Here is a 23,303-nt window from a genome sequence, read left to right as displayed (position 1 = left end):
CGGCATCAGCCTAGCCCGTCGATGACAGCCATGACATCCCTCATCCGCCCTGCTATGGGCAGCGCATGCGCGAAGGCCTTCTGCCAGCGACGGTCGCGACCGTCTTCGAACTCTCCACCTCGGGCGAGAAGGCCCGGGCCCTGACCGAATTGCTCGGCGAGATCTTCGATCCGACCGAGACCGCGATCTCGGCCTTCGAGATCGAGGAAGGCGTCACCACGCTTTCGCTGAACGCGCCGTGGAAGGTCGAGATCTATTTCGCCAGCCACCCGGACGAAGCGGCGGTGCGCGACCTGCTGCGGCCGATCGTCGGCGATCTCGTCGACGAGACCCCGTTCAGCACCGTGAATACGCAGGACTGGGTGGCCAACAGCCTCGACGGGCTGAAGCCCGTGCGCGCCGGCCGCGTCCTCGTCCATGGCGCGCATGATCGGGATGTCGTGCGCATCAACGACGTATCGATCGAGATCGAGGCGGCACTCGCCTTCGGCACCGGCCATCACGGCACCACCGCCGGCTGTCTGCTGGCTCTGGATGCCGAGTTGAAGAAGCGCCGCCCGCGCCACGGGCTCGATGTCGGCACCGGCACGGGCATCCTGGCGCTGGCGCTCGCCAAGCAGATCAAGCGCAAGGTCGTTGCCGGCGACATCGACGCGATCGCGGTCGAGGTCTCCGCCCATAACGCCCGCCTCAACCACGCGCCGCACGCGCTCGATCTCTATGTCGCGCCGGGCCTGCGCCATGCCAAGGCGAACCGCACAGGCCATTTCGACCTGATCTTCGCCAACATCCTCGCCTGGCCGCTGAAGCGCCTCGCCCCCTCGATCGCCCGGGCCTTGTCACCGGACGGGACGCTCATCCTGTCGGGGCTGCTCGCGATGGATGTCGCCGGCGTGGCCTCGGCCTACCGGCACCAGGGCATCTACCTCGTCAGCCAATCGCTGCGCGAAGGCTGGGCGACGCTGACCATGAAAAAAGGCGGCGCAGCCCCGAGGCCCCGCCGCCCTGCCTGACCTCCGGCGCCACGGGCTTCAGGAGCCCGGCGGCGCGCGGTCGTCAGCGTCGATCTCAGAAGTCGATACGGCCGTATTTGGCCTCGGCCTCAGCCTGCAGGCTGCGGGCGTCATGCCAGACGGCGACGGCGAACTTCGCCGCATCGGCGATCTGTTCGGCGACATGCCTGATGAGGGCGATCATGATGTGGCTCCGTTCGGTTGCGGCGCAGCGAGAAGCGCGCCGAAGATTCAGCGGTTGAAGGGCAGCGACCGGTCGTTAGACAGGCTCGCGAACGGAATCCCGCCGAGCACGATCCCCGCCTCATCGATGAGAAGATTGCGGGCCCGCAGCTCGCGAGCCGCCGAGCGCATGCGGCTTTCGATCATCGCAGCGTGGAGCCGGCGCAGCAGGCCAGGCTTTTCCGAGCGCGTCGTCGTCCCGGCCACCACGGGCACGGGCAGGACGTCGGCATTGTTCAACACGTAGGTCATGGGTCCATCTCCGAAAAACGAAGGACAGTCCCGGTCGCTTCCTCGTTCTCTTATGCGACTAAAATGGGCTCATTTCGCACTTGCGAGAAGATGTGTTCGCATATGCGAGATATGCACAAAACGCATGCAACAAGTCCGATCTCGTTAATATTTGCGTAGATTGCATAACGAAATGGCACAATGCGGATCGGCGAGGCAGCGCGGTCCTACGGAAGAGGCATCGCCACGCCGACGCATTTGCACTGGTGCTTTCGCCGATGGAGCGCGACGATGGCGCACGCTATGCCGGACCCCGCCATGACCGAATCGATCATCCCGACCTGCCGCTTCCAGTCCTTCACCGAGCCGAGCGACCCGGCGCAGGTCGCCGGCCGTGTCGCCGCGCTGCGGCTGGCCCTGGCCGCGCAAGGCCTCGATGGCTTCGTCGTGCCGCGCGCCGACGAGCACCAGGGCGAATATGTGCCGGGCCATATGGCCCGCCTCGCCTGGCTGACCGGGTTCACCGGCTCGGCCGGCAATGCCGTGGTGCTGGCCGAGAAGGCGGCGCTGATCGTCGACGGGCGCTACACCATCCAATCGGCCGAACAGACCGATACCGAGGTCATCACGCCCGTCCGCATGGAAGAGACACCGCTGGAGCGCTGGATCGAGCAGAACCTGCCGGCTGGGGGCAAGCTCGGCTACGATCCCTGGCTTCACACCACCGATGGCGTCGCGAAGCTGGAAAAGGCCGTCGCGGCCGCCGGCGGCACGCTCGTTCCCGTCGCGAGAAACCCGATCGACGCGCTCTGGAGCGACCGCCCTGCCCCGCCGGCCGCCCCCGTCAAGGCGCATCGCGCCGATTATGCCGGCGAGGACACGGCTTCCAAGCTCGCCCGCATCCAGAAGGCGCTGACCGAGGCCAAGGTCGATGCGCTCGTCGTCTCAGACCCGCATGCCCTGGCCTGGACCTTCAACATCCGCGGCGGCGATGTCGAGCACACGCCTTTGCCGCTGGGCTATGCCATCGTGCCGCGCGAAGGCCGCCCGACCGTGTTCCTCGCGCCCGAGAAGATCACCAACGAGGCCGGCGATGCCATCGGCGCGGTCGGCGAGATCGCGCCGCCGGCCGAACTCGAGCGGCAGTTGCAGAAGCTCGGCGCCGCCAAGGCCAAGGTCAGGCTCGATGCTTCGACCGCCGCCTCGGCGCTGGCGACGCTCATCCGCGAGGCCGGCGGCACGCCCGATGCCGGCGCCGACCCCATCGCCCTGATGAAGGCCCGCAAGAACGCGGCGGAACTCGCCGGCAGCCGGGCCGCCCATCTGCGCGACGGCGCGGTGATGACGAACTACCTGTCCTGGCTGGCGCGTGAGGCGCCGAAGGGCGGCCTCACCGAGATCGACGCGGTCGCGGCGCTGGAAAACGAGCGGCTGAAAACCGGCCTGCTCAAGGACGTCTCCTTCACCACCATCGCCGGCGCCGGCCCCAATGCGGCACTGCCGCATTATCGCGTCACGGCGTCCAGCAACCGGCGCATCGAGCCCGGCATCTTCCTGGTCGATTCCGGTGGGCAGTACGAGGACGGTACCACCGACATCACCCGCACCATCGCCGTCGGCGAGCCCACCGCCGAGATGCGCGACCGCTATACCCGCGTGCTCAAGGGCCATGTCGCGATTTCCCGGCTGGTCTTCGTCAAGGGCACTTCGGGTGCGCAGCTCGACGCCTTCGCGCGGCTGCCGCTCTGGCAGGGCGGCTTCGATTTCGACCATGGCACCGGCCATGGCGTGGGCAGCTATCTCTCGGTGCATGAGGGACCGCAGCGCCTCTCCAAGCTCGGCACCACGCCGCTGGAGCCGGGCATGATCCTCTCCAACGAGCCCGGCTACTATAAGGAAGGCCATTACGGCATCCGCATCGAGAACCTGATCGTCGTCGAGGAGCGCCATATCCCCGGCGCCGAGCGCACGATCTACGGCTTCGAGACGATCACCTGGTGCCCCTATGAGCGGGCGCTGATTGAGAAGAACATGCTCGACAACGGCGAGATCGCCTGGGTCGACGACTACCATGCCAAGGTCTGGGAAAAGCTTTCGCCGCTGGTCGCAGGCGAGGCGAAGGAATGGCTGGAGGCGGCCTGCCGGCCGTTGTAATCGGCTCCGTCATTCTCGGGCGAAGCACAGCTTCGACCCGAGAATCTCCAAACCGGCAGAGCGTCATTCCGGACAAGCCGCGAAGCGGCGCCGATCCGGAATCCATCGGAGTGCTCAGCACCCTATGATGGATTCCGGGTCTCCCTTCGGTCGCCCGGAATGACGAAGCGGGTCCTGAGATGCTCGGGCCAAGCCCGAGCATGACGACGGTGGATCACATCACCATGCGGAATCCGACCACCGCGATCACGCCAACAGCCACCACTCCGAGCAGCGGCAGCCGCGTCGCGGCCAGCGCCGTGATCGCCGCCGCCGCCGTCTCGGCCCAGCCAGTGGCAAGCGCGCTGGGCGCGATCACCGCGATCAGCACAGCGGGCGGGATCGCGTCAAAGGCCGCCTGCGCGCGCGGCGAGAGGTTGAGCCGCCCGACGAGCGCAAGCCCCGCCACCCGGGTCGCATAGGTCACGATCGCCATGCCGAGGAAGGCGAGGAGATTGATCGGATCGACGCTCACGCCTCTGCCTCCTCGATCGCCACATTCCGAGGCTCGCTGCCCGCGGCGAGCCAGGCCGCCAGCAGGCCAAAGACCGCCCCCGCAGCGACATGCCAGGGTGGGCCAGCCAACCGGTAGGTGACGGCCGAAGCGATGCCGGCGGCGGCCACCGTCCAGAAGGTCACCCGCCCCTTCCAGAAGGCGGCGACGAGGGCGATGAACAGCGCCGTGAAGGCGAAATCGGCGCCGAGCCGCTTGGGGTCGCCCAGCACCGCGCCGATCATCGCGCCGAGCGTCGAGTTGATCAGCCAGCCCGAGACGAAGGGGATGACCATCGCGAACCAATAGGCCGGCGTCAGGCGGTGGGTGCGGGCGCGCTTCTCGGCCAGCGCCCAGTTCTCATCGGCCATGTAGTAGAGCCCGAGGAATTTCTGCCAGCGGCTGAAGCCCTGGAGCTTGGGCGCGAGCGAAGCGCCCATCAGCACATGGCGGGCATTGATCAGCAGCGTCGAGAAGACCAACGCGGCGACCGGCGCCGGGTTCGCCCAGAGCTCGATCGCGGCGAATTGCGCGCCACCGGCGAAGACCATGATGCTCATCAGGAAGACTTCGAACGGCGACAGCCCCTTGCTCGCCGCCACCGCCCCGAAGAGCAGGCCGATCGGCGCTGCTGCCACCGCGGCCGGCCAGATATCGCTCAGGCCGCGCCTGATATCGTCGCGCATCGTGGACATGGAGGTTTTCTTTCGAAGAGCCGGCTTCAGCCGGCATGCGCCGCCCGGAATGCCCCAGGCGTGACGCCGAAGCGGGCCTTGAAGGCGCGGGTCAGATGCGGCTGGTCGCAGAAGCCGGTCGCCGCTGCGACATCGCCCGGCATCTCGCCGCGCCGCAGCCGCTCGCGCGCCCGCCTGACACGGACATCGACGAGATAGGCGTGAGGGGTGAGCCCGGTTTCCCGCCGGAAAGCGCGGATCAGGTGATGGCGCGGCAGGCCGGTGAGGCGCGCCAGATCGGCCAGCGACAGATCTTCCTCGTAGCGCGCCTCGAACAATTCGCGCGCCTTGGCGACAGGCCCCTCCTCCGCACCGACGGCCCGAACCGTCAGATCGGCATGATGGGCCAGGCAATGCGCATAGAAACGCAGCAGCATCTCCTCGCCCGCCAGCAGGTCCTTGCCATCCTCGATCGCGCGATGCGCGACGGCGAAGAGCGCAGCGCCTTCCGCATCCTCGACGAGAGGCTCCGGAAAGAACGGCGTCCCGGTCGTCTCACGGCCGCTGAGCGAAGCCGCGACCTCGCGCATCAACCCGGTCTCGGGATAGGTCATGCGATAGCTGTAGCCAGGCCCATAGGGCTCGCCGTCATGGGTTTCCAGCGGATTGACGAAGGTGATCAGCCCCGGCCGCGCATAGTACCGCGCGCCGCGCACACGGAAGGTCTCGCAGCCGGCCTCGATGGTGCCGATCACATAGCTTTCATGCTGGTGCGGCGCATAGGCATGGCGGCGGAAGGTCGCCGCGAGACAATCCAGCCCGCCGAAACGCTCGGCCGGAAACAGCTTCGCCCGCTCGCCGGCGACGAGCGGTTCGAGGCAGAGTGTCTCGCCCTGTGTGACTGCTTCCATGGCGCCAGCATAAACCCTCCCGCTGCGCCGCTGTCTTGAAGAAAAGTGATCGGGCACATCACGCGCCCGATCTGTTTCGATGCCGCGAGACAGAGCCTCAGATGGCGTGGGCGGCGGCTTTGCCCCCGACCCGCTCGGGACTCTTCGCACCGAGCAGCAGCACGCCGAGCCCGCCGACCAAGGTCGCGATCGTGGCATAGGCGATGACGCCCAGCGTCCCGAAGCCATCGACCAGAAGCCCGCCGAAGACCGCGCCGCTCGCGATCGCGACCTGGAAGGCGGCGACGAGCAGGCCGCCGGCCGATTCGGCTTCCTCCTCCGGCGCGACGCGGACCAGCCAGGTCTGGAAGCCGACCGGCAATGCGCCGAAAGCGAAGCCCCAGAGCCCGACGGCAACGGCCGAGGCAATCGGCGACGTGCCGGCGAAAAGGAGGCTTGCGCCCATCAGCGCGATCAACAGCGCGCCGAAGATCACCGAAGCCTTGGCGCTACGGGCGGTGATCGCCCCGCCGAGGAAATTCCCGAAGAAGCCGCCGACGCCATAGGCCAGCAGCACCAGCGAGATCGCCTCGACCGACAGCTTCGGAATCTGTTCGAGGAACGGCCGGACATAGGTGAAACCGGCGAAATGCCCGGAAATCACCACGACGATGCCCACCAGCACCAGCGCGATGCTCGGCTGGCCGAGCAAGCGGAACAGCGTGCGGATATCGGGCGAACCGCGAGCCGGCAGACGGGGCAGCACGGCCATCTGGATCACCAGCGTCGCGACGCCGACCAGCGCCGCGAGCCAGAACACGACGCGCCAGCCCATGAGATTGCCGACATAGGCGCCGATCGGCGCCGCGCTGACGGTCGCGATCGAAACGCCGGTGAAGATCAGCGACATCGCCTTGGGCAAGGCGCTTGGCGGCACGAGCCGCATCGCCGTCGCCGCCACCATCGACCAGAAGGCACCGAGCCCGATGCCGAGCAGGACGCGGGCGAAGAGCAGCGTCGGCAGATTGGTGGCGACGGCGGCGAGCGCGCTCGACAGGATCAGCAGGCCGGTCAGCGACCAGATCACGATGCGCCGGTCGACGCCGCGCGTCACGATGGCCGCCGCAAGGCCGGCGATGGCGCCGACCACGGCGGTGGCGGTCACGGCCTGCCCGGCGGCGCCGACCGAGACGCCGATGTCGGCGGCCATCGGCGTCAGCAGGCTGGCGGGCAGGAACTCGGCCGTGACAAGGCCGAAGACGCCGAAGGTCAGCGAGACGATCGCTGCCCAGGCCGGTTTTCCGCGCGCATCCTCGATGGGTTCATCGAGGTCGAGCGCGGTGACGGAAAGGGAATCTGACATGGGAGTCTCCATGAGGAGGCCGGAAGATGGGCGTGGCCCTCTGGAGTTTCCATGCTATATTGTCTGGAATGAATGATCTTTCGTCCAAATATGCTGCATCGCACTCTGCCGACCATCTCACCGAGATGTTGCGCGGGCTCAGGCTCGACGGCGTCGACTACAGCCGCTGCCAGATGGCCTCGCCCTGGGCCATCGCCTTCCCGCCCTGCCGCGCAGCGCGCTTCTACTTCATTGCCCAGCGCGGCTGCTGGCTGAAGATGCCGACAGGCGACTGGCTGGAACTGCGCGACGGCGACGCCTTGCTCCTGCCGCGCGGCGGCGCGCATGTGCTGGCGAGCGCGCCGGCTGTGACGCCCTCGCCGCCTTGCGACTGCGCGGTGAAGCAGCATTGTGGCGATATCACCGAACTCGAGGGCGGCGGCAGCGACGGCGAGCCCATGCTGCTCTTCAGCGGCAGCATGACCTTCAACGTCGATGCCGACCATCCACTGCTGCGGCTGATGCCCGACGTGATGCGGATGTATGATTTCGCCGCCAACGAGCCCGGCATACCGCATCTGCTCGAGGCGATGGGCCGCGAGGTCTGCATGGACCGCGTCGGCGCCGGCGGCATCCTCGCCCGGCTCGCGGACGTCATCGCCGCCACCATCATCCGCGGCTGGGTCGAGAACGGCTGCGGCGAGGACAAGGGCTGGATCGCGGCGGCGCGCTGCCCGCAGATCGGCCGGGTGCTGGCGGCGATCCATGCCCATCCCGAAGCGGACTGGACGGTGGAAAGCCTCGCCGAACTGATGGGCGCCTCGCGCTCCGGCTTCGCCGAGCGCTTCGCCAGCGTGGTGGGCGAGACGCCGGCCCGCTATGTCGCCCAGGTCCGCATGCATCAGGCCCGGCAATGGCTGGCGCGGGACAGGATGCGCATCGCCGTGGTGGCGCAGCGGCTCGGCTATGAATCGGAAGCCTCGTTCAGCCGCGCCTTCAAGCGCATCACCGGCTCGGCCCCGAGCCAGGTGCGGGCAGCGGGCGCCCCGCCGCCGGCGATCTTCACGGCGGCGGCTGAGTAGTCGGCGGGCGATCCAGTCTCCGTCATGCTCGCCCTTGTGGCGAGCATCCACGCCTTGAACACGACCTTCGACCAGCGAAGACGTGGATGGTCGGGACAAGCCCGACCATGACGGCAAACGTTACGGTCATTGATTTCGGGCTCAGGCTCCGCCGCCTCCACCGATCAGCTCGAACCAGCCGGCCTCGTCGATCACCTCGACGCCATGCTTGGCCGCGTCCTTGAGCTTCGAGCCGGCGCCCGGCCCCGCGACCAGCAGATCGGTCTTCGACGACACCGAGCCGGCCACCTTCGCGCCGAGTCGCTCCGCCATCGCCTTTGCCTCGTCGCGCGTCATCCGCTCCAGCGCGCCGGTGAAGACCACCGTCTTGCCCGCGACCGGGCTCGTCGTGGCGACAGCCTCCAGCGGCTGCGGCTGAACCTGCTCCAGCAAGCGGTCGAGCAGGTCCTGATTATGCGGCTCGCCGAAGAACTGCAGCAGCGCCTCGACCACGGTCGGGCCAACGCCGTCGATGGCGTCGAGTTCCTGCCGTTGCGGCGAGGCCGGATCGGCCGCGGCGGCAAGCGTCTCGCGCAGGGTCTCGAAGGAACCGTAATGGCGCGCAAGCAGCCGCGCATTGGTCTCGCCGACATGGCGGATGCCGAGCCCAAAGATCAGCCGGTTGAGCGGCGGCGTCCGCGCTGCCTCGATCGCCTCGAACAGCTTCTTCGCGCTGACCGCGCCGAAACCTTCCTTGTCCTTGAGCTTCTTGAAATTGGCCTCGTCGCGCCGGGCGAGCGTGAAGATGTCGGCCGGCTCCTTCACCGGCAGATCGGGGTCGCTGTGGAAGAACTCGATCTGCTTGTCACCGAGCCCGTCGATGTCGAGCGCATCGCGCGAGACGAAATGCTTCAGCCGCTCCATCGTCTGCGCCGGGCAGATCAAACCGCCGGTGCAGCGGCGCACCGCATCCTCCTTGCCGGAGCGCGGATTATGCTCGCGCACGGCATGGCTGCCGCAGGCCGGGCAGAGCGTCGGGAACTCGTACGGCTTGGAATCCGCCGGCCGCTTCGACAGATCCACGGCCTCGACGCGCGGGATGACGTCGCCGGCCCGCTTCACCGTCACCGTGTCGCCAATGCGGATATCGGTGCCGTCGCGGATCGGCAGCCCCTTGGAATCGAAGCCCTTGATGTAGTCCTCGTTGTGCAGCGTCGCGTTCGTCACCACGACGCCGCCGACCGTGACCGGCTTCAGCCGCGCCACCGGCGAGAGCGCGCCGGTACGACCGACCTGAATGTCGATGGCCTCCAGGATCGTGGTCGCCAGCTCCGCCGGGAACTTGTGCGCGATCGCCCAGCGCGGCGCCCGCGAGACGAAGCCGAGGCGCGCCTGCAAGGCGAGATCGTCGACCTTGTAAACCACGCCGTCGATATCGTAGCCGAGCGTGGCGCGCTGGCTCTCGATCAGCCGGTACTGCGCCACCAGCTCGGCCACGGTCTCGCAACGCTTCATCAGCGGGTTGGTGCGAAAGCCCCAGCGCCTGAAGGCCTCGACCACGCCCATCTGGGTCGGCGCCGGCAGCACCGGCATCTCGCCCCAGGCATAGGCGAAGAAACGCAAGGGTCGCGAGGCGGTAACGCTGACATCCAGCTGCCGCAGCGAGCCGGCGGCGGCGTTGCGCGGATTGGCGAATTCGGGCAGCCCCTTCTCGCGTTGACGCTCATTGATCCCCGCGAAATCGGCATGGCCGAGATAGACCTCGCCGCGCACCTCGGCGATCTCCGGCACATCCGGCCCGGCGAGCGCCCCGGGAATTTCGGAAATGGTGCGGGCATTGACGGTGACGTCTTCGCCTTCCTCACCGTCGCCGCGCGTCGCCGCCGCGACCAGCTCGCCCTTCTCGTAGCGCAGCGAGAGCGAGAGCCCGTCGATCTTCGGCTCGGCGGTGAAGGCGATGCCGCCCGCCTCTTCCTTGCGGCCGAGGAAGCGATAGACGCGCTGGACGAACTCCGCGACGGCCTCGTCCGAGAAGGCATTGTCGAGCGAGAGCATCGGCACGCGATGCCGGATCTTGGCGAATTTGCCGGATGGCCTGGCGCCGACCTTGCTGCTGACGCCGCCGCTCTCCTTCAGCTCGGGGAAGGCCTCCTCCAGCGCGACGAGCCGCCGACGCTTCGCGTCATAGGCCGCGTCGTCCATGATGGGCTGGTCGTCCTGGAAATAGGCGTCGTTCGCCGCCTGCACCTCGGCGGCGAGCCGCTTGTGCTCAAGCCTGGCCCGGCGCGGCGTCAGCTCGGCGACCGGCGTTTCGGAAGGGGCGTTGTCGTCAGTGTCGCTCATGCGGGAAGCATTAGGCGAGAAGGCGCTGTCGAGAAAGGGCAGCAGCGATCCCGGTGACTGCCGCCCATCCCCGGACCCCTTATCTCGTCACATCCGCGCGACGGCTTGCAACAAAACCCGCTTCGGCGTGTATTATCCGTGAACTGGGAATTGGAAGCTCGACGCCTGAAGGCCGTTGACGCCAAGGAACATGTCGACGGCTTTTTGGCGAACCGGGCCGGAACCGGGAGATACGCCATGGCCAATCTTGACGGCACCGTTCATCACCTCGGCAGAGCGGTGGAGCCACATGTCCACACCATCACGACGATGGATCTGCGCGATGCACTCTGGCGCGGCTGGGAGGATTTCAAGGCGCAGCCGAGTCATCTCGTCTTCGTCGCGCTGATCTATCCGGTCGCCGGCGTGCTGCTCGCGCAGCTCACCGTCACCTACAACATCTTCCCCCTGCTCTTCCCGCTGCTCGGCGGCTTCGCCCTGCTCGGCCCCTTCGCGGCGATCGGTCTCTACGAGATCAGCCGGCGCCGCGAGCAAGGGCAGGATTCGTCCTGGCGCCATGCCTTCGACGTGCTGCAATCGCCGGCGATCGGGCAGATCGTGCTGCTCGGCGTGTTGCTGACCGGGCTCTTCCTTGCCTGGCTCGCCTGCGCCTGGCTGATCTACCGCGCCCAGCTCGGCCTGCCCGCCGATGTCTCGACGGCGGATTTCCTGCGCGCCACCTTCACCACCTTCGACGGCTGGATCATGATCATCGTCGGCAATTCGGTCGGCCTGCTCTTCGCCATCCTCGCCTTCTCGATCTCGGTGGTGGCCTTCCCGCTCATCATCGACCGCCATGTCGACATGCCGACGGCGGTCCGCACCTCGATCGCGGCGGTCGAGGCCAATCCACGCGTGATGATGTATTGGGGCCTGATCGTCACCGGGCTTCTGGTGCTCGGCTGCCTGCCCGTGCTGGTCGGCCTCATCGTGGTGATGCCGGTTCTCGGCCACGCGACCTGGCATCTCTACCGCAAGGTGGTGGCCTGAGCGGTCGGCCGGCCGACGCCTACGGGTCGGGACACGCGTCCTCCCGGACGTGCCGCCTTTGGCGGCGCCGATCCGGGATTCATGCCGGAGCCTTTCCGATCAAGGTTCAGGCGTGGATCCCGGATCTCCGCTTCGCTTCGTCCGGGATGACGCGCGTTTCGTGACCGTTGCTCCCGATTTTCCAGCGGGAACCTTTCACCCCTGAATACGGTTCATTTCCGTAGATCGGGCCTCACGGCCCACTTCAGTCAGGGGGCTTTCGTGAACAATATCATCTACCTCGTCGGCCTGATCGTCGTCGTCCTCGCCATCCTCTCCTTCCTCGGCCTGCGCTGAGCGGAGAGGTGCCGCCGGGGCTGAACGAGCCAGCTCCGTTGCGGGCGATGATGGCGATCAGCCGCGATCGTCGCGCCGGGGCTTCTTGCTCTTGAACGGCTTGCCGGCCGGCCCGCGCGCACCGGGCCCATCGTTCCTGGCGCCGCCGGGCTTCCCAGAGAAAGCGGGCTTCTTGCCGGCATAGGGTTTTCCGCCATGCGGCTTGCCGGTCTCCGACCAGGGCGCGCGCGGCTCCGCCGACGGATCGCGGTCGCTGCGGACGGGATCGTAGGATTTCGATCCGCCGAAGGACTTGCCCGCTGCGGGCTTGCCGGCGAAGGGCTTATCCGCGAAGGGTTTGCCCTTGCCGTCATAAGGCTTTTTGGCGAACGGCTTCTTCTCATAGCCACGCGCCTCGCGAGGCTCCCCGGCCACGCCTTCGTCGCGCGCCTTGCGCTGATAGGGGGCCGGAGCATGGCTCGCCTTCTCGGCGAAGGGCTTCGCAGGACGGCGCTCGTCCTCGCCCGTCACAGGCTCGATCATGACCTTGTCACGATCCACCGCCTTGGCGAGCTCATAGAAGCGCTCCGCCACATCGGCATCGATCTCGACCTTGGTCTCACGGTCGAAAATGCGGATCGCGCCGACCTCGTCGCGCGTGATCTTGCCGCGCCGGCACAGCATCGGCAGCAACTGGCGCGGATCGGCGCCGTCCCTGCGCCCGACATTGAGGCGGAACCAGACCGTGTCGCCACGCGGGCCGCCCTTGCGCGGCCCGTCGGCGCGGGGGCTGTCCTCGCGTCCGGCGGCGAAGCGCTCGCGCGGCGTCGCGTAATCGTCATGGCTGCGCGCCGGCCGGCGCTCGTCGCGGCCGAAGCCGGGATCGCCCGCCTCCTCGGCCGCCGGCAGGCGCGAACGATAGAGCCTGACCAGCGCCGCCGCGATCTCGCGCGCCTCGCGGCCGGCCATCAGCGCCTCGACCATGCCGGCATCATCCTCGCCCTCGTCGCCCGAGAGCATCGGATCCTTGAGCAGCCGCTCCTGATCGAGCGCGCGAATCTCCTCCGGCGTCGGCGGGCCGATCCACTCGGCCTCGACCTTGCCTTCCATCAGCAGCCGCTCGGCCTTGCGCCGGCGTGACTGCGGCACCAGCACGACGCTGGTGCCCTTCTTGCCGGCGCGCCCCGTCCGGCCCGAGCGATGCTGCATCACCTCGGCGTCGTTGGGCAGTTCGGCATGGATGACGAGGTCGAGCCCCGGCAGGTCGATACCGCGCGCGGCGACATCGGTCGCGACGCAGACCCGTGCCCGCCCGTCGCGCAGCGCCTGCAGGGCGGCGTTGCGCTCGTTCTGGCCGAGTTCGCCCGAGAGGGCGACGGCGGCGAAACCGCGCTCAAGCAGGATGGCTTCGAGATGGCGCACGGCATTGCGCGTGTTGCAGAAGACCAGCGCCACCGGCGCGTCGTGGAACCGCAGCAGGTTGACGACCGCGAGCTCCGCCTCCTTGGGATAGACGCGCACGGCCTTGTAGGCGATGTCGGCATGGCCGCGCCGCGCCGCTTCCACCTCGATGCGCAGCGCATCGTGCTGGTAGCTCTGCGCGAGCTGCACGATGGCCTTCGGGAAGGTCGCCGAGAACAGCAGGCTGCGGCGCCCCTCGGGGGTCGTCTTCAGGATGAATTCGAGATCGTCGCGGAAGCCGAGATCGAGCATCTCGTCGGCCTCGTCGAGCACCACGGCCTTGAGCGCCGAGACGTCGAGACGGCGACGCTCGATATGGTCGCGCAGGCGGCCGGGCGTGCCGACGACGATATGCGCGCCCTCGTCGAGCAGCATCGCCTCGCGGCGCGGGTCCATGCCGCCGACGCAGGAGATCACCCGCGCTCCCGCATGTTCGTAGAGCCAGGCCAGTTCCCGCTGCACCTGGAGGGCCAGTTCGCGGGTCGGCGCGATGATCAGCGCGAGGGGCGCTGCGGCCCGGCCGAGCTTTTCGCCGTCGCCCAGCAGGGTCTCGCCGATGGCAAGCCCGTAGGCGATGGTCTTGCCCGAGCCGGTCTGCGAGGAAACCAGCAGGTCGCGGCCGCGCGCGGCCTCCTCCAGCACGGCGTTCTGCACCGGCGTCGGTTCGGAGTAATTGCGTTCGGCGAGCGCACGCGCGAGCGGCGGGCTCGTGAGGGAGAAGGACATGTGGAAGGCCTAAATCTGAGGCTCGAAACGCGAGAGGTCGCGAAACTGGGGGTGACGGGAAAGCGGCGCGGACAGCACCTGCAAGCCGTCAATCGAAAACGGCTCATAAAGCAAGACGCGCCAAAAGGAAATGGAGGATTCGCGCGCCCGGTGCAGGGCTGCTCTCTGCCGGGCAACATTGCCGCCCCCCGGTGCCGGCGGCTAGGCCAGCATCGGACAGGAGACACTGCGATGAGTGCGCAAGCCCACCGTTTCGGCGGATACGACGTCATCACCTTGCTCGACGGCATTTTCGAAGCGCCGTCGGACGTCATGATCCATCAGGCCGGCGAGGCCGCCCGCAGCGAAGCCATCGCCCGCTTTGGCAAGCCCAAAATCAGCATCGACGTGAACTGCTTCGTGCTGCGCGGCAAGGACGGCATCACCCTCGTCGACGCCGGCACCGGCTCCGCCTGGGGTCCGGCGCTCGGCCATGCGCGCACCGCGCTGGTCGCCGCCGGCATCCAGCCGGAGGAGGTCGATCGCGTCCTGATCACTCATCTCCATGGCGACCACGCGCTTGGTCTGTTCGATGGCGAACAGCCCTGGCTGCCACGAGCCGAAATCATCGTTCCGCAGGCCGATCTCGGCTATTACGGCGACGAGGCGAAGCGGGCCGGCACGCCGGACAACAAGCGCGGCGCCTTCGACATCACCGCGACCTTGCAGCGCCTCTATGCCGGCCGCATCCGGCCGGCAGCGCCCGGCGAGGTCCTTCCCGGCATCGAACTGATCGCGCTGCCTGGCCACAGCTTCGGGCATAGTGGCTACCTCATCGGCGATGAAGCGCGCGCCCTGCTGCTCTGGGGCGACGCCCTGCATCTGGCCGAGGAGCAGGCCGCCGATCCCGATCTCGGAATCGTCTACGATCTCGACGCGGCGCAGGCCGCCCGCTCGCGCCGCACGATTCTGGAGCGTGCTGCGGCGACAGGCTGGACCGTCTCGGGCGGGCATGTCACCGGCTTCCGGCAGGTCAGGCGGCAAGGAGCCGGCTTCAAGCTCGTACCGGCCGGCTGATCAGCCGCGCAGGCCCGCCGCCTCGAGCAGGCGCCCTGCCGCAGCCCGCGCCTCCTCGGTGATCGAGGCGCCGGCGAGCATCCGGGCGATTTCCTCGCGCCGGGTCTGGTCGACGAGCGCGGTGACGCGGGTGACGGTGCGCGAAGCCTCGCCTTCCTCCGCCGATTTCGCGATCAGGAAATGCTGCCCGGCCTTGGCCGCGACCTGCGGCGCATGGGTCACCGAGATCACCTGGACCCGGTCGGCGAGCCGTGCCAGCCGCTCGCCGATGGCATCCGCCACCGCCCCGCCGACACCGGTGTCGATCTCGTCGAAGACGAGCGTCGGCGCCGAGCCGCGTTCCGCCAGCACCACCTTCAGCGCCAGCATGAAGCGCGACAGCTCGCCGCCGGAGGCCACCTTCATCATCGGCCCCGGCCGCGTGCCCGGATTGGTCTCGACCCAGAACTCGACGCGGTCGAAACCCTCCGGTCCGCGGGCGCTCTCGTCACTCTCGATGCGGGTGATGAAGCGGGCGCGTTCCAGCTTGAGCGGCGGCAACTCCGCCTTCACCGCCGAATCGAGCCGCGCGGCAGCCGTCTTCCGGGCCTCCGACAGCGCCTTGGCCTGCTTGGTGAAACCGTCCTCCGCCTGCCTCACCTCCGCCTCGAGCCGGCCGAGCGAGGTTTCGCTCTCGTCCAGCGCCGCGAGGTCGCTCGCCATGGTCGCCGCGAGCACGGACAAGCCATCGACCGGCACATCGTATTTGCGCCCGGCCGCCCGCAGCGCGAAGAGCCGTTCCTCGATGCGCTCCTGCTCGCGCGGATCGTATTCCGCCGCGCGCATCGCAGCCCCGAGCGCCTCGCCGGCCTCTTCCAGCGCGACGATGGCGGTATTGAGCGCGGCGAGCGAGGGATCGACCAGCTCCGGCGCCTGCCCGGCCCGGCGTTCGAGCCGGCGCAGCACCGCCGCGAGCATCGGCACGGGCGAGCCCTGGCCGCCGACCGCCTCATAGGCTTCGTTGAGATCGCGCGCGACCTTCTCGGCCTGCATCATCGTCTGGCGCGTGGCGGCGAGTTCGTCCTCCTCGCCGGGCTTCGGCGCGAGCTTGCCGAGCTCCTCGACCGCATGGCGCAGGAAATCGGCCTCCTTGCGCGCGGCCTCGACGCGCAGGCGCTGGGCCTGCAAGGCCTGCCGTGCCCGCTTCAGCGTTTCGCTGGCTTGGGCGACAGCCTGCGCCTGGCTTTCCAGCCCGCCGAAACCGTCGAGCAGCGCCCGGTGCTGGGCCGGGTCGGTCAGCGCCCGGTCGTCATGCTGGCCGTGGATCTCGACGATCGCCGCGCCGACCATGCGCAGGATCTGAACCGAAACCGGCTGGTCATTGATGAAAGCGCGGGTGCGCCCATCGGCATATTGCACGCGCCGCAGGATCAGATCGCCGTCAGTGTCGATCTCCTGCGCCTGCGCGAGCTTGCGCGCCTCATGCGCGAGCGGCAGGTCGAAGACGGCGCTGACCTGCCCTTGCGCCTCGCCATGGCGCACGAGCGAGCCGTCGCCGCGCCCGCCGAGCGCCAGCGCGAAACCGTCAAGCAGGATCGACTTGCCCGCGCCGGTTTCGCCGGTGAGCACGCTCAGCCCGTCATGGAAGCTCAGATCGAGCCTGTCGATCAGGACGATGTCACGGATGGAGAGCTGCGCCAGCATGGGCGTTCAGCGCGCGTTTCGGAGCCGGCAGGGTCGCCTCTGGCTCATGCGAGCTCCGTCAGAGGGAACCCAGCCCGACGATGCCGCCTACAGCCTTCTGGAAGCCGTCGAAGGCGCGGCTGATATAGGAGCCACGGTCCTCGCGCGGCTCCAGGCCGCCGCTCTGCAGCAACTTGTAGGCGTCCTTGTACCACGGGCTGTCCGGGAAGTTATGCCCGAGCACGGCGGCGGCGGTCTGCGCTTCGTTGGTGATGCCCAGCGCCATATAGGCCTCGGTCAGGCGCTCCAGCGCCTCCTCGACATGGCGGGTGGTCTGGTACTTGATGATGACCTCGCGGAAGCGGTTCACTGCAGCGGTGTAATTGCGCTTCTCGAGATAATAGCGGCCGACATTCATCTCCTTGCCGGCGAGCTGGTCGCGCGCCACCAGGAGCTTCTCCTTGGCGTCGAGCACATATTCCGACTTGGGATAGCGGGCGACGAGTTCCTCGAAAGCCTGGATCGCCTGCCGCGTCCGCTCCTGATCGCGGGTCGTGTCCGGGATCTGGTTATAATAGGACATCGCCATCAGGTACTGGGCGTAGGCCGCATCGGGGCTCGCCGGGTTCTGGGCGATGAAGCGCTTGGAAGCGGTGATCGTCTCTTCCCATTTCGAGGCCTGGAAATTGGTGTAGGCCGTCATCAGCAGGCCCTTGCGGGCGTAGGGCGAGAACGGCGCTGACTTGTCGATGTCCTCGAACTTCTTGGACGCGCCTTCGCTGTCGCCGTTCTGCAGGCGCGCCAGACCCTCATTGTAGAGCTTGTCGGCCGGCGTCGTGGGGGTCAGGTCGGGCTTGTAGACCTCGGGCCTGTCGAAGGGGTTGAGCGAGGACAGCGTATCGCAGCCGCCGAGCAGCATGGCAGCGCCGAGCGCCAGGGCCATGCCCTTGCGCGGAGATACGCCGCGATGGATTGCCGGTAGGCTTTGCCGCGTCACGCTCACGTCGTCTTCCTCTTTCGATCGTCCCCGCCTGCGGGAAGCATGCCTTACCTCAGACGCCTCCCGCGCGCCACTGCCGAAAGCCGGTTAAGGCTCGATTCCGCAGCACTGCGGCATCTCGGACAAAAAGCGGGCGAAGGAAAGGCGAAACGACGCTGATCGACGCGACCAAGGCATTTCTTCGACAGAAAAACGCTTCCGCTTTTCTGCGAAGCGCTCCGGCTCGCGTGATTTCAGTGGAGATCGGGCGCGTAGGCGGCCGGAGCAACCGCCGACATCTGCACGGCGCGGGCCGGCGCGAAGACCGGCTGGGATTCGACGATCGCGAAATTCGCGCGGTCGGCGAAAAGCGCCTCGAGGATGCGGACATTCATGCGGTGACCGCCGCAATAGGAGCGGAACTCGCCGATGATCGGATAGCCCGCCAGCGCCAGATCGCCGATGGCATCGAGCACCTTGTGGCGCACGAACTCGTCGCCATAGCGCAGCCCCTCGGGATTGATGACCTTGTCGTCGCCGATCGCGACCGTGTTGTCGAGCGAGGCGCCGAGCGCGAAGCCGGCCTTCCAGAGCTGCTCGACATCACGCATGAAGCCGAAGGTGCGCGCCTTGGAGATCTCGCTGGCATAGGCCTTGGCGTCGAGATCGAAGATCTTGCGCTGACGGCCGATCACAGCGGTATCGAAATCGATCTCGACGTCGAGGCGGAAGCCCTGCTCGGCCGGCATCAGCTCGGCGAAGGCACGGCCCTGCTCGATCCGAACCGGCTGGAGAACCTTGAGGTAGCGGCGCGGCGCGGCGAGGGTGACGAGGCCCGTGGCCTCGATCGCGGCGACGAACTCCCTGGCGCTGCCGTCCATGATCGGCATCTCCGGCCCGTCGATCTCGACCAGCACGTTGTCGACGCCGAGGCCCGCGCAGGCCGACATCAGATGCTCGATCGTCGAGACCGAGGCCGGTCCGCGGTCGCCGATCACGGTGCAGAGCTCGGTGGCGCTGACCTTGGTGTGCTTGGCGTGGATGAGCTGGGGCGGCATGCCCTCGATGCCCGTCCGCAGGAAGACGATGCCGGAATTCGCGCTGGAGGGCTTGAGGCAGATGCTCGCGGGAGCGCCGGAATGCACGCCGATCCCGCTCAGGGTCACCGCAGCCCGCAAAGTCGTCTGCCGATCGAAGTTCATTCCGGTATCCAATCCTGATCGCTACGACCGATGTCCGCTGCCCATGCAGCGATCGCCGGCGGCGACATTCCCGAAGTCGGCATCGAGCCGGCTACCGGTAGGCCAATCTCTTGGTGCGGCCGCAACATAAGCCTTAGAGGCGGCCTCTCAAAATCACGCTTTCTTTCGCTGTGTTACAGCCGGAAAGCTTTGAGGGCGGAACAATAACAGGCTGAAAGATAACGATTTTTTAACAGCGAAAATCCCGCCGCGCAGCCTGCGCGACGGGATTGGTTACAAGGCCGCGACGGGCCGGGAGATCAGTTCGCCTGGCGGCGCAGGAAAGCCGGAATCTCCAGCTGGTCTTCTTCGCTGTTGCGAGTCGGCGCGGCACGGCCATGCGGATCGAGCTGGCCCTGGGCCGGGCGCGAGGCCGGCGGCGCCGGGCGACGCATATACTCGGCATGGGCAGCGCTCGGCGCGGCCGCCTGCGGCATGGCCGGGGCCTGGCGCGCCGGAACAGGCGCCGGCGCGGCGTGCTGCTCCTCCTCGTCCTTGCGGCCGAAACCGACCGAGGCAAGGCGCTGCATCAGCGACATGCGCTTCTGCTCGACGGCGCTCGGCACCTGCGGCACGGGCTGCGCGCCGCGCTGGGCGTGGAGCTGGGCCTGGCCCGGAGCCGGCAGATCCTCGATCCGCGGCATGCGGGTCGGGCGCACCGCGCGCTCCGGCGCCGGCGGAATGAAGCTCTCGTCGAAATGCAGGCTCGGCTCGGCCGGGGCGTGTGGCTCGGGCGCCGGAGCAGCGACCATCATCGCACGCGGCTGCATCGGCTCGATGCGGATGTCCTGCGTGACCTGCGCGGCGGGAACCGGCTCGGCGAGCGGAGCGGCACGAGCCGTCTCGATCACCGGCGCGGGCTGCTGGGCGGGACGGGGCGCCTGCGTCGCGGCATTGCTACGCAGGCGGGCCTCCTGCTTCAGGCGCTCGGCCACCTGGGCAATGCGGGCTTCGGTCTCGTCGGACTCGCCGACATGCGAGAGCGGCTTGTCGATGCCGGTCGCGACGACCGAGACGCGCACCGTGCCCTCGAGCGATTCGTCGAAGGTGGCGCCGACGATGATGTTGGCCTCGGAATCGACCTCCTCGCGGATGCGGGTGGCAGCCTCGTCGACCTCGTACAGCTTCATGTCGCGCCCGCCGGTGATCGAGATCAGCAGGCCGCGCGCGCCCTTCATCGAGATGTCGTCGAGCAGCGGGTTGTTGATCGCGGCCTGGGCTGCGGTCAGCGCGCGCTTCTCGCCCTGCGCCTCGCCGGTGCCCATCATCGCCTTGCCCATGCCGCGCATCACTGCGCGCACGTCGGCGAAGTCGAGGTTGATGAGGCCGGGACGGACCATCAGGTCGGTGATGCAGGCGACGCCCGAATAGAGCACCTGGTCGGCCATGCCGAAGGCGTCGGCGAAGCCGGTCGTCTCGTTGGCGACGCGGAACAGGTTCTGGTTCGGGATGACGATCAGCGTATCGACCGCCTCGTTGAGCTCGGAGATGCCCGCTTCCGCCATGCGCATGCGGCGCTGACCCTCGAACTGGAAGGGCTTGGTGACGACGCCGACGGTCAGGATCCCCATGTCGCGGGCGACGCGGGCGATGGCCGGGGCAGCGCCCGTGCCGGTGCCGCCGCCCATGCCGGCGGTGATGAAGACCATATGTGCGCCCGCCAGGTGATCGCGAATCTCGTCGATGACTTCCTCGGCCGCGGCCCGCCCGACTTCCGGCTGCGAGCCGGCGCCGAGGCCCTCGGTGACCTGGAGGCCCATCTGGATGATGCGCGAGGAGCGCGAGAGCGCCAGCGCCTGCGCATCCGTGTTGGCGCAGACGAAGTCGACGCCGTCGAGACCGGCCTCGATCATGTTGTTGACCGCATTGCCGCCCGCACCGCCGACACCGAAGACCGTGATCCGGGGCTTGAGTTCCCGGATGTCCGGGGCTTGCAGATTCATCGCCATGATTGCCTCTTTTGATCCCTTTGACCGGCGCCTGGCGGGAGCCGTCGATTGCTACGTTTGACGCCGTGCCCGCTGACGCGGGCGGTACTCACTCAATTCTGGAACTTGGCCGGTCTTGCAGTAGTGATCCGGGAAAACCCGTTTCCGCTTTTCCGCGCCAGGTTCAGAAACTGTCCTTCAGCCACCGCCCGACGCGCGAGAAATAGCCGTCCGTCCCGGTCGCGAAATAGCGCCCGCCGGCGGCGCGTGGTTCGAAATGCTCGACATGCGCGACCTGCGGATAGACCAGCAGGCCGACCGCCGCCGCAAAGGCCGGCCCCTTGCCGGCTTCGGGCAATCCCTTGATGCCGAGCGGGCGACCGGTGCGAACTTGGCCCCCGAGAATGCGCCGCGCCACCTCGGGCAGGCCGGTGAGCTGGCAGGCTCCGCCGGTCAGCACGACGCGGCGCCCGGCCTGGGCCGAGAAGCCTGCATTGTTCAGCCGGTCGCGGACCAGTTCGAGAATCTCCTCGACCCGCGGCTTGATGATGCGCACGAGATGCGACTTCGCGAGATGGTTCGGCATGTCGCGCTCGTCGTCGTCGACCTGCGGCACCGCGATCATGTCGCGCTCGTCGGAGGCGCTGGCGATGCAGGAGCCGTGCAGCGTCTTCAGCCGCTCGGCCGCAGAGACACGGGTCGAGAGCCCGCGCGCCACGTCCATGGTGATATGGTTGCCGCCGACCGCGATGGCGTCGGCATGCATCAGATGGCCGCCGGCGAAGACGCCGAGGCTGGTCGAGCCGCCGCCGAGATCGACGACGACCACGCCCATTTCCGCCTCGTCATCGACCAGGACCGAAAGGCCGGAGGCATAGGGCGTCGCGACGACCGCCTCGACCTCGAGATGGCAGCGCTCGACCGCCAGCATGACGTTGCGCGCAGCCGCCGCCTCGCTGGCGACGACATGCATGTCGACGGAGAGCTTGCCGCCGATCAGCCCGCGCGGATCGAGCACGCCCGGCACGCCGTCGAGCGCATAGCCGGTCGGCAGCGCATGGAGCACGGCCTTGCCGGGGCGGATCGCATGGGTCGCGGCGGTGGCGAGGACGCGCTTGACGTCGGCATCTCCGACCGAGCCGGAGCGCAGATCGACGCCGGCCGCATAGTGCTGCGAGCCGATGCGCCCGCCGGTCAGATTGACGATGACCGACTGCACCTCGACCTTGGCCATGCGCTCGGCCGCGTCGACGGCGGCGCGGATGGCGCGCTCGGCGCTTTCGAGATCGATGATCGCCCCGCCCTTGAGGCCGAGCGAGCGCTGATGGCCGATGCCGATGATGCGCGCGACATGGGTGCGCCCGCGCAGCCGCTCATTGGCCTCGGCCGGGTTCAGCTCGGCGATCAGGCAGACGACCTTGCTCGTGCCGATATCGAGGATCGACAGCGTCGCGCTCTTGCGCGCCGAGAGCGGGCGCATGCGCGGGGTCAGGCCCTGGGAGGTGAAGTGGTTCACGCCTCCCCTCCCTTCTTCTTGGTCTTGGCGCGGTTCTTCAGCATCTCGGCCCGGGCGGCAGCCGCCTCCTCGGAGAGGCGCATCACCACGCGGTCCGGCTGGCGCAGGTCGATGGCGAGGACGTCCTTGTCGAGGATGCGGTCGTTGCTCTCCAGCGAAGCGAGCCGCCCGATCGCGGCCTCCGGCTTCGCCTCGGGCAAGCGCACATCCATGCCGTTATCGAGCTTGAGGTCCCAGCGACGGTCGGACACCAGCATGCCGGCGCGGATATGCTCCGCCAGCGGACCGGCCTCCTTGCGCAGCGCCAGATATTCGCTCGCGCGGATATTGGCATTCTTGCCCACGACCAGCGGCAGGAAGGCGAAGCGGCCATCATCCATCTTGTCGATCACCGTGCCATCAGCCGCGATCACGAAAAGCTCGCCCTTGACCTGCCAGAGCGCATAGGGCTCGCGCTCGGTCAGCGAGATCGAGATCTCGCCCGGATAGAGCTTGCGCACCTGCGCCTCGCGGATCAGCGGGTTGGCCTCGAGCTGCCGGCGCGCCTCGTCGGCGTCGAAGAACATCAGCGAGGTCTTCGAATCGATGCCGGCGGCAACGAGCACCTCCTGCTCCGACAGCCCCCAGAGGCCCGAGATCGTGACGCGGTCGATGCCGAAGCCGAGCATGCGCGCGATCATATGCTGCGGCGCGCCATTGGCGTCCTGCATCGCCTGATACTGGCCGCCGATGACGAAACCGCTGCCGAGGCTGAGCGCGAGGTAGCCGAGCGCCAGCCAGGAGCCGATGCCGCGCGGGATGCGCTCGGCCAGGGGCGTGGCCGAGCGGCGCGGGCGCCGCATCCAGCGTCCCTGTCGCTCACTGCCGATCAGCAGTTGCGGGCCGGTAGCCGCGACCGGCTGGCGCGAGGAGGTTTTCGCCGTCATCG

The 23,303-nt window shown here is 68.1% G+C and carries 19 protein-coding genes; 5 read left to right on the top strand and 14 right to left on the bottom strand.

All coding sequences use genetic code 11. From position 1 onward, the window contains the following. The first annotated feature begins 65 nt into the window (after nucleotides 1–65). Nucleotides 66–1,013: a 50S ribosomal protein L11 methyltransferase gene (locus GGC47_RS07045; RefSeq protein WP_113252468.1), complete on the top strand. Its 948-nt coding sequence runs from the start codon at nucleotides 66–68 to the stop codon at nucleotides 1,011–1,013. A 55-nt stretch (nucleotides 1,014–1,068) separates the two neighbouring features. On the opposite strand, the gene GGC47_RS07040 is transcribed toward GGC47_RS07045, so the two are convergent. Next, complete coding sequence (locus tag GGC47_RS07040; protein ID WP_260368406.1) at nucleotides 1,069–1,197, bottom strand: hypothetical protein; 129 nt, start codon at nucleotides 1,195–1,197, stop codon at nucleotides 1,069–1,071. Nucleotides 1,198–1,244: 47 nt separating this feature from the next. Then, nucleotides 1,245–1,487 carry a hypothetical protein gene (locus GGC47_RS07035; RefSeq protein ID WP_112763979.1) on the bottom strand — a complete coding sequence of 81 codons (243 nt, stop codon included), beginning with the start codon at nucleotides 1,485–1,487 and terminating at the stop codon, nucleotides 1,245–1,247. Between the two features lie 297 nt (nucleotides 1,488–1,784). On the opposite strand from GGC47_RS07035, the gene GGC47_RS07030 reads away from it, so the two are divergent. After that, a complete protein-coding gene (locus GGC47_RS07030; RefSeq protein ID WP_429067464.1) occupies nucleotides 1,785–3,620 on the top strand; it encodes an aminopeptidase P family protein in 1,836 nt (611 codons plus the stop codon). A gap of 214 nt (nucleotides 3,621–3,834) precedes the next feature. Here GGC47_RS07030 and GGC47_RS07025 read toward each other — a convergent pair whose 3' ends face one another. From GGC47_RS07025 to GGC47_RS07010, 4 genes are all read right to left on the bottom strand, one after another. Beyond that, on the bottom strand, nucleotides 3,835–4,134 hold the full coding sequence (locus GGC47_RS07025) for an AzlD family protein (RefSeq protein ID WP_142021812.1): 300 nt from the start codon (nucleotides 4,132–4,134) through the stop codon (nucleotides 3,835–3,837). After that, on the bottom strand, nucleotides 4,131–4,847 hold the full coding sequence (locus GGC47_RS07020) for an AzlC family ABC transporter permease (RefSeq protein WP_142021811.1): 717 nt from the start codon (nucleotides 4,845–4,847) through the stop codon (nucleotides 4,131–4,133). The genes GGC47_RS07025 and GGC47_RS07020 overlap by 4 nt, the downstream gene beginning before the upstream one ends. Nucleotides 4,848–4,873: 26 nt before the next feature. Further along, entirely contained in the window at nucleotides 4,874–5,737 is an 864-nt protein-coding gene (locus GGC47_RS07015; RefSeq protein WP_166652988.1) for an AraC family transcriptional regulator, read from the bottom strand. Nucleotides 5,738–5,834: 97 nt separating this feature from the next. Continuing rightward, a complete protein-coding gene (locus tag GGC47_RS07010) occupies nucleotides 5,835–7,079 on the bottom strand; it encodes an MFS transporter (RefSeq protein WP_142021809.1) in 1,245 nt (414 codons plus the stop codon). A gap of 68 nt (nucleotides 7,080–7,147) precedes the next feature. On the opposite strand from GGC47_RS07010, the gene GGC47_RS07005 reads away from it, so the two are divergent. Then, nucleotides 7,148–8,140 (top strand): AraC family transcriptional regulator, encoded by a 993-nt coding sequence (locus tag GGC47_RS07005; RefSeq protein ID WP_038358849.1) that lies wholly within the window; start codon nucleotides 7,148–7,150, stop codon nucleotides 8,138–8,140. 141 nt (nucleotides 8,141–8,281) lie between these two features. Here GGC47_RS07005 and ligA read toward each other — a convergent pair whose 3' ends face one another. Further along, nucleotides 8,282–10,462 carry an NAD-dependent DNA ligase LigA gene (ligA, locus tag GGC47_RS07000; protein WP_142021808.1) on the bottom strand — a complete coding sequence of 727 codons (2,181 nt, stop codon included), beginning with the start codon at nucleotides 10,460–10,462 and terminating at the stop codon, nucleotides 8,282–8,284. Between the two features lie 237 nt (nucleotides 10,463–10,699). Between ligA and GGC47_RS06995 the strand changes: the two genes are divergently transcribed. Further along, nucleotides 10,700–11,491: a DUF2189 domain-containing protein gene (locus tag GGC47_RS06995; RefSeq protein WP_038358853.1), complete on the top strand. Its 792-nt coding sequence runs from the start codon at nucleotides 10,700–10,702 to the stop codon at nucleotides 11,489–11,491. Between the two features lie 393 nt (nucleotides 11,492–11,884). Here GGC47_RS06995 and GGC47_RS06990 read toward each other — a convergent pair whose 3' ends face one another. Continuing rightward, nucleotides 11,885–13,993, bottom strand: coding sequence for a DEAD/DEAH box helicase (locus GGC47_RS06990; protein WP_142021807.1), 2,109 nt, complete (start codon nucleotides 13,991–13,993; stop codon nucleotides 11,885–11,887). Between the two features lie 231 nt (nucleotides 13,994–14,224). Between GGC47_RS06990 and aidB the strand changes: the two genes are divergently transcribed. Then, nucleotides 14,225–15,049 (top strand): AidB family quorum-quenching N-acyl homoserine lactonase, encoded by an 825-nt coding sequence (gene aidB, locus GGC47_RS06985; protein ID WP_142021806.1) that lies wholly within the window; start codon nucleotides 14,225–14,227, stop codon nucleotides 15,047–15,049. On the opposite strand, the gene recN is transcribed toward aidB, so the two are convergent. From recN to GGC47_RS06955, 6 genes are all read right to left on the bottom strand, one after another. After that, nucleotides 15,050–16,732 carry a DNA repair protein RecN gene (gene recN, locus GGC47_RS06980; RefSeq protein ID WP_142021805.1) on the bottom strand — a complete coding sequence of 561 codons (1,683 nt, stop codon included), beginning with the start codon at nucleotides 16,730–16,732 and terminating at the stop codon, nucleotides 15,050–15,052. It abuts the gene before it with no gap. Between the two features lie 58 nt (nucleotides 16,733–16,790). Further along, entirely contained in the window at nucleotides 16,791–17,654 is an 864-nt protein-coding gene (locus GGC47_RS06975; protein WP_051987492.1) for an outer membrane protein assembly factor BamD, read from the bottom strand. A gap of 290 nt (nucleotides 17,655–17,944) precedes the next feature. After that, the gene (gene lpxC, locus GGC47_RS06970; protein ID WP_142021804.1) at nucleotides 17,945–18,892 is read right to left on the bottom strand and encodes a UDP-3-O-acyl-N-acetylglucosamine deacetylase; all 948 of its coding nucleotides are present in this window, start codon (nucleotides 18,890–18,892) and stop codon (nucleotides 17,945–17,947) included. Nucleotides 18,893–19,191: 299 nt separating this feature from the next. Continuing rightward, nucleotides 19,192–20,880 carry a cell division protein FtsZ gene (ftsZ, locus tag GGC47_RS06965; protein WP_142021803.1) on the bottom strand — a complete coding sequence of 563 codons (1,689 nt, stop codon included), beginning with the start codon at nucleotides 20,878–20,880 and terminating at the stop codon, nucleotides 19,192–19,194. Between the two features lie 163 nt (nucleotides 20,881–21,043). After that, nucleotides 21,044–22,339 carry a cell division protein FtsA gene (ftsA, locus tag GGC47_RS06960; RefSeq protein ID WP_038360020.1) on the bottom strand — a complete coding sequence of 432 codons (1,296 nt, stop codon included), beginning with the start codon at nucleotides 22,337–22,339 and terminating at the stop codon, nucleotides 21,044–21,046. 32 nt (nucleotides 22,340–22,371) lie between these two features. Beyond that, on the bottom strand, nucleotides 22,372–23,301 hold the full coding sequence (locus GGC47_RS06955; protein WP_248311085.1) for a cell division protein FtsQ/DivIB: 930 nt from the start codon (nucleotides 23,299–23,301) through the stop codon (nucleotides 22,372–22,374). Between the last annotated feature and the right edge of the window lie 2 nt (nucleotides 23,302–23,303).

The organism is Allobosea sp. OAE752 (assembly GCF_050433265.1).
Lineage (GTDB): Bacteria > Pseudomonadota > Alphaproteobacteria > Rhizobiales > Beijerinckiaceae > Allobosea > Allobosea spartocytisi.
Note: the sequence above shows the minus strand (reverse complement) of the source record. Positions and strands in the feature narration are given on the sequence as shown.

What these genes read in the sequence shown, in the direction of transcription:
- ligA (WP_142021808.1), bottom strand. Translation starts at nt 10,462, where the DNA reads ATGAGCGACACTGACGACAACGCCCCTTCCGAAACGCCGGTCGCCGAG.
- GGC47_RS06975 (WP_051987492.1), bottom strand. Translation starts at nt 17,654, where the DNA reads ATGGCCCTGGCGCTCGGCGCTGCCATGCTGCTCGGCGGCTGCGATACG.
- lpxC (WP_142021804.1), bottom strand. Translation starts at nt 18,892, where the DNA reads ATGAACTTCGATCGGCAGACGACTTTGCGGGCTGCGGTGACCCTGAGC.
- ftsA (WP_038360020.1), bottom strand. Translation starts at nt 22,339, where the DNA reads ATGCGCCCGCTCTCGGCGCGCAAGAGCGCGACGCTGTCGATCCTCGAT.
- GGC47_RS07040 (WP_260368406.1), bottom strand. Translation starts at nt 1,197, where the DNA reads ATGATCGCCCTCATCAGGCATGTCGCCGAACAGATCGCCGATGCGGCG.
- GGC47_RS07020 (WP_142021811.1), bottom strand. Translation starts at nt 4,847, where the DNA reads ATGTCCACGATGCGCGACGATATCAGGCGCGGCCTGAGCGATATCTGG.
- GGC47_RS07035 (WP_112763979.1), bottom strand. Translation starts at nt 1,487, where the DNA reads ATGACCTACGTGTTGAACAATGCCGACGTCCTGCCCGTGCCCGTGGTG.
- aidB (WP_142021806.1), top strand. Translation starts at nt 14,225, where the DNA reads ATGAGTGCGCAAGCCCACCGTTTCGGCGGATACGACGTCATCACCTTG.
- GGC47_RS06995 (WP_038358853.1), top strand. Translation starts at nt 10,700, where the DNA reads ATGGCCAATCTTGACGGCACCGTTCATCACCTCGGCAGAGCGGTGGAG.
- GGC47_RS07010 (WP_142021809.1), bottom strand. Translation starts at nt 7,079, where the DNA reads ATGTCAGATTCCCTTTCCGTCACCGCGCTCGACCTCGATGAACCCATC.
- GGC47_RS07015 (WP_166652988.1), bottom strand. Translation starts at nt 5,737, where the DNA reads ATGGAAGCAGTCACACAGGGCGAGACACTCTGCCTCGAACCGCTCGTC.
- ftsZ (WP_142021803.1), bottom strand. Translation starts at nt 20,880, where the DNA reads ATGGCGATGAATCTGCAAGCCCCGGACATCCGGGAACTCAAGCCCCGG.
- recN (WP_142021805.1), bottom strand. Translation starts at nt 16,732, where the DNA reads ATGCTGGCGCAGCTCTCCATCCGTGACATCGTCCTGATCGACAGGCTC.
- GGC47_RS06990 (WP_142021807.1), bottom strand. Translation starts at nt 13,993, where the DNA reads ATGTCCTTCTCCCTCACGAGCCCGCCGCTCGCGCGTGCGCTCGCCGAA.
- GGC47_RS06955 (WP_248311085.1), bottom strand. Translation starts at nt 23,301, where the DNA reads ATGACGGCGAAAACCTCCTCGCGCCAGCCGGTCGCGGCTACCGGCCCG.
- GGC47_RS07030 (WP_429067464.1), top strand. Translation starts at nt 1,785, where the DNA reads ATGACCGAATCGATCATCCCGACCTGCCGCTTCCAGTCCTTCACCGAG.
- GGC47_RS07045 (WP_113252468.1), top strand. Translation starts at nt 66, where the DNA reads ATGCGCGAAGGCCTTCTGCCAGCGACGGTCGCGACCGTCTTCGAACTC.
- GGC47_RS07005 (WP_038358849.1), top strand. Translation starts at nt 7,148, where the DNA reads ATGAATGATCTTTCGTCCAAATATGCTGCATCGCACTCTGCCGACCAT.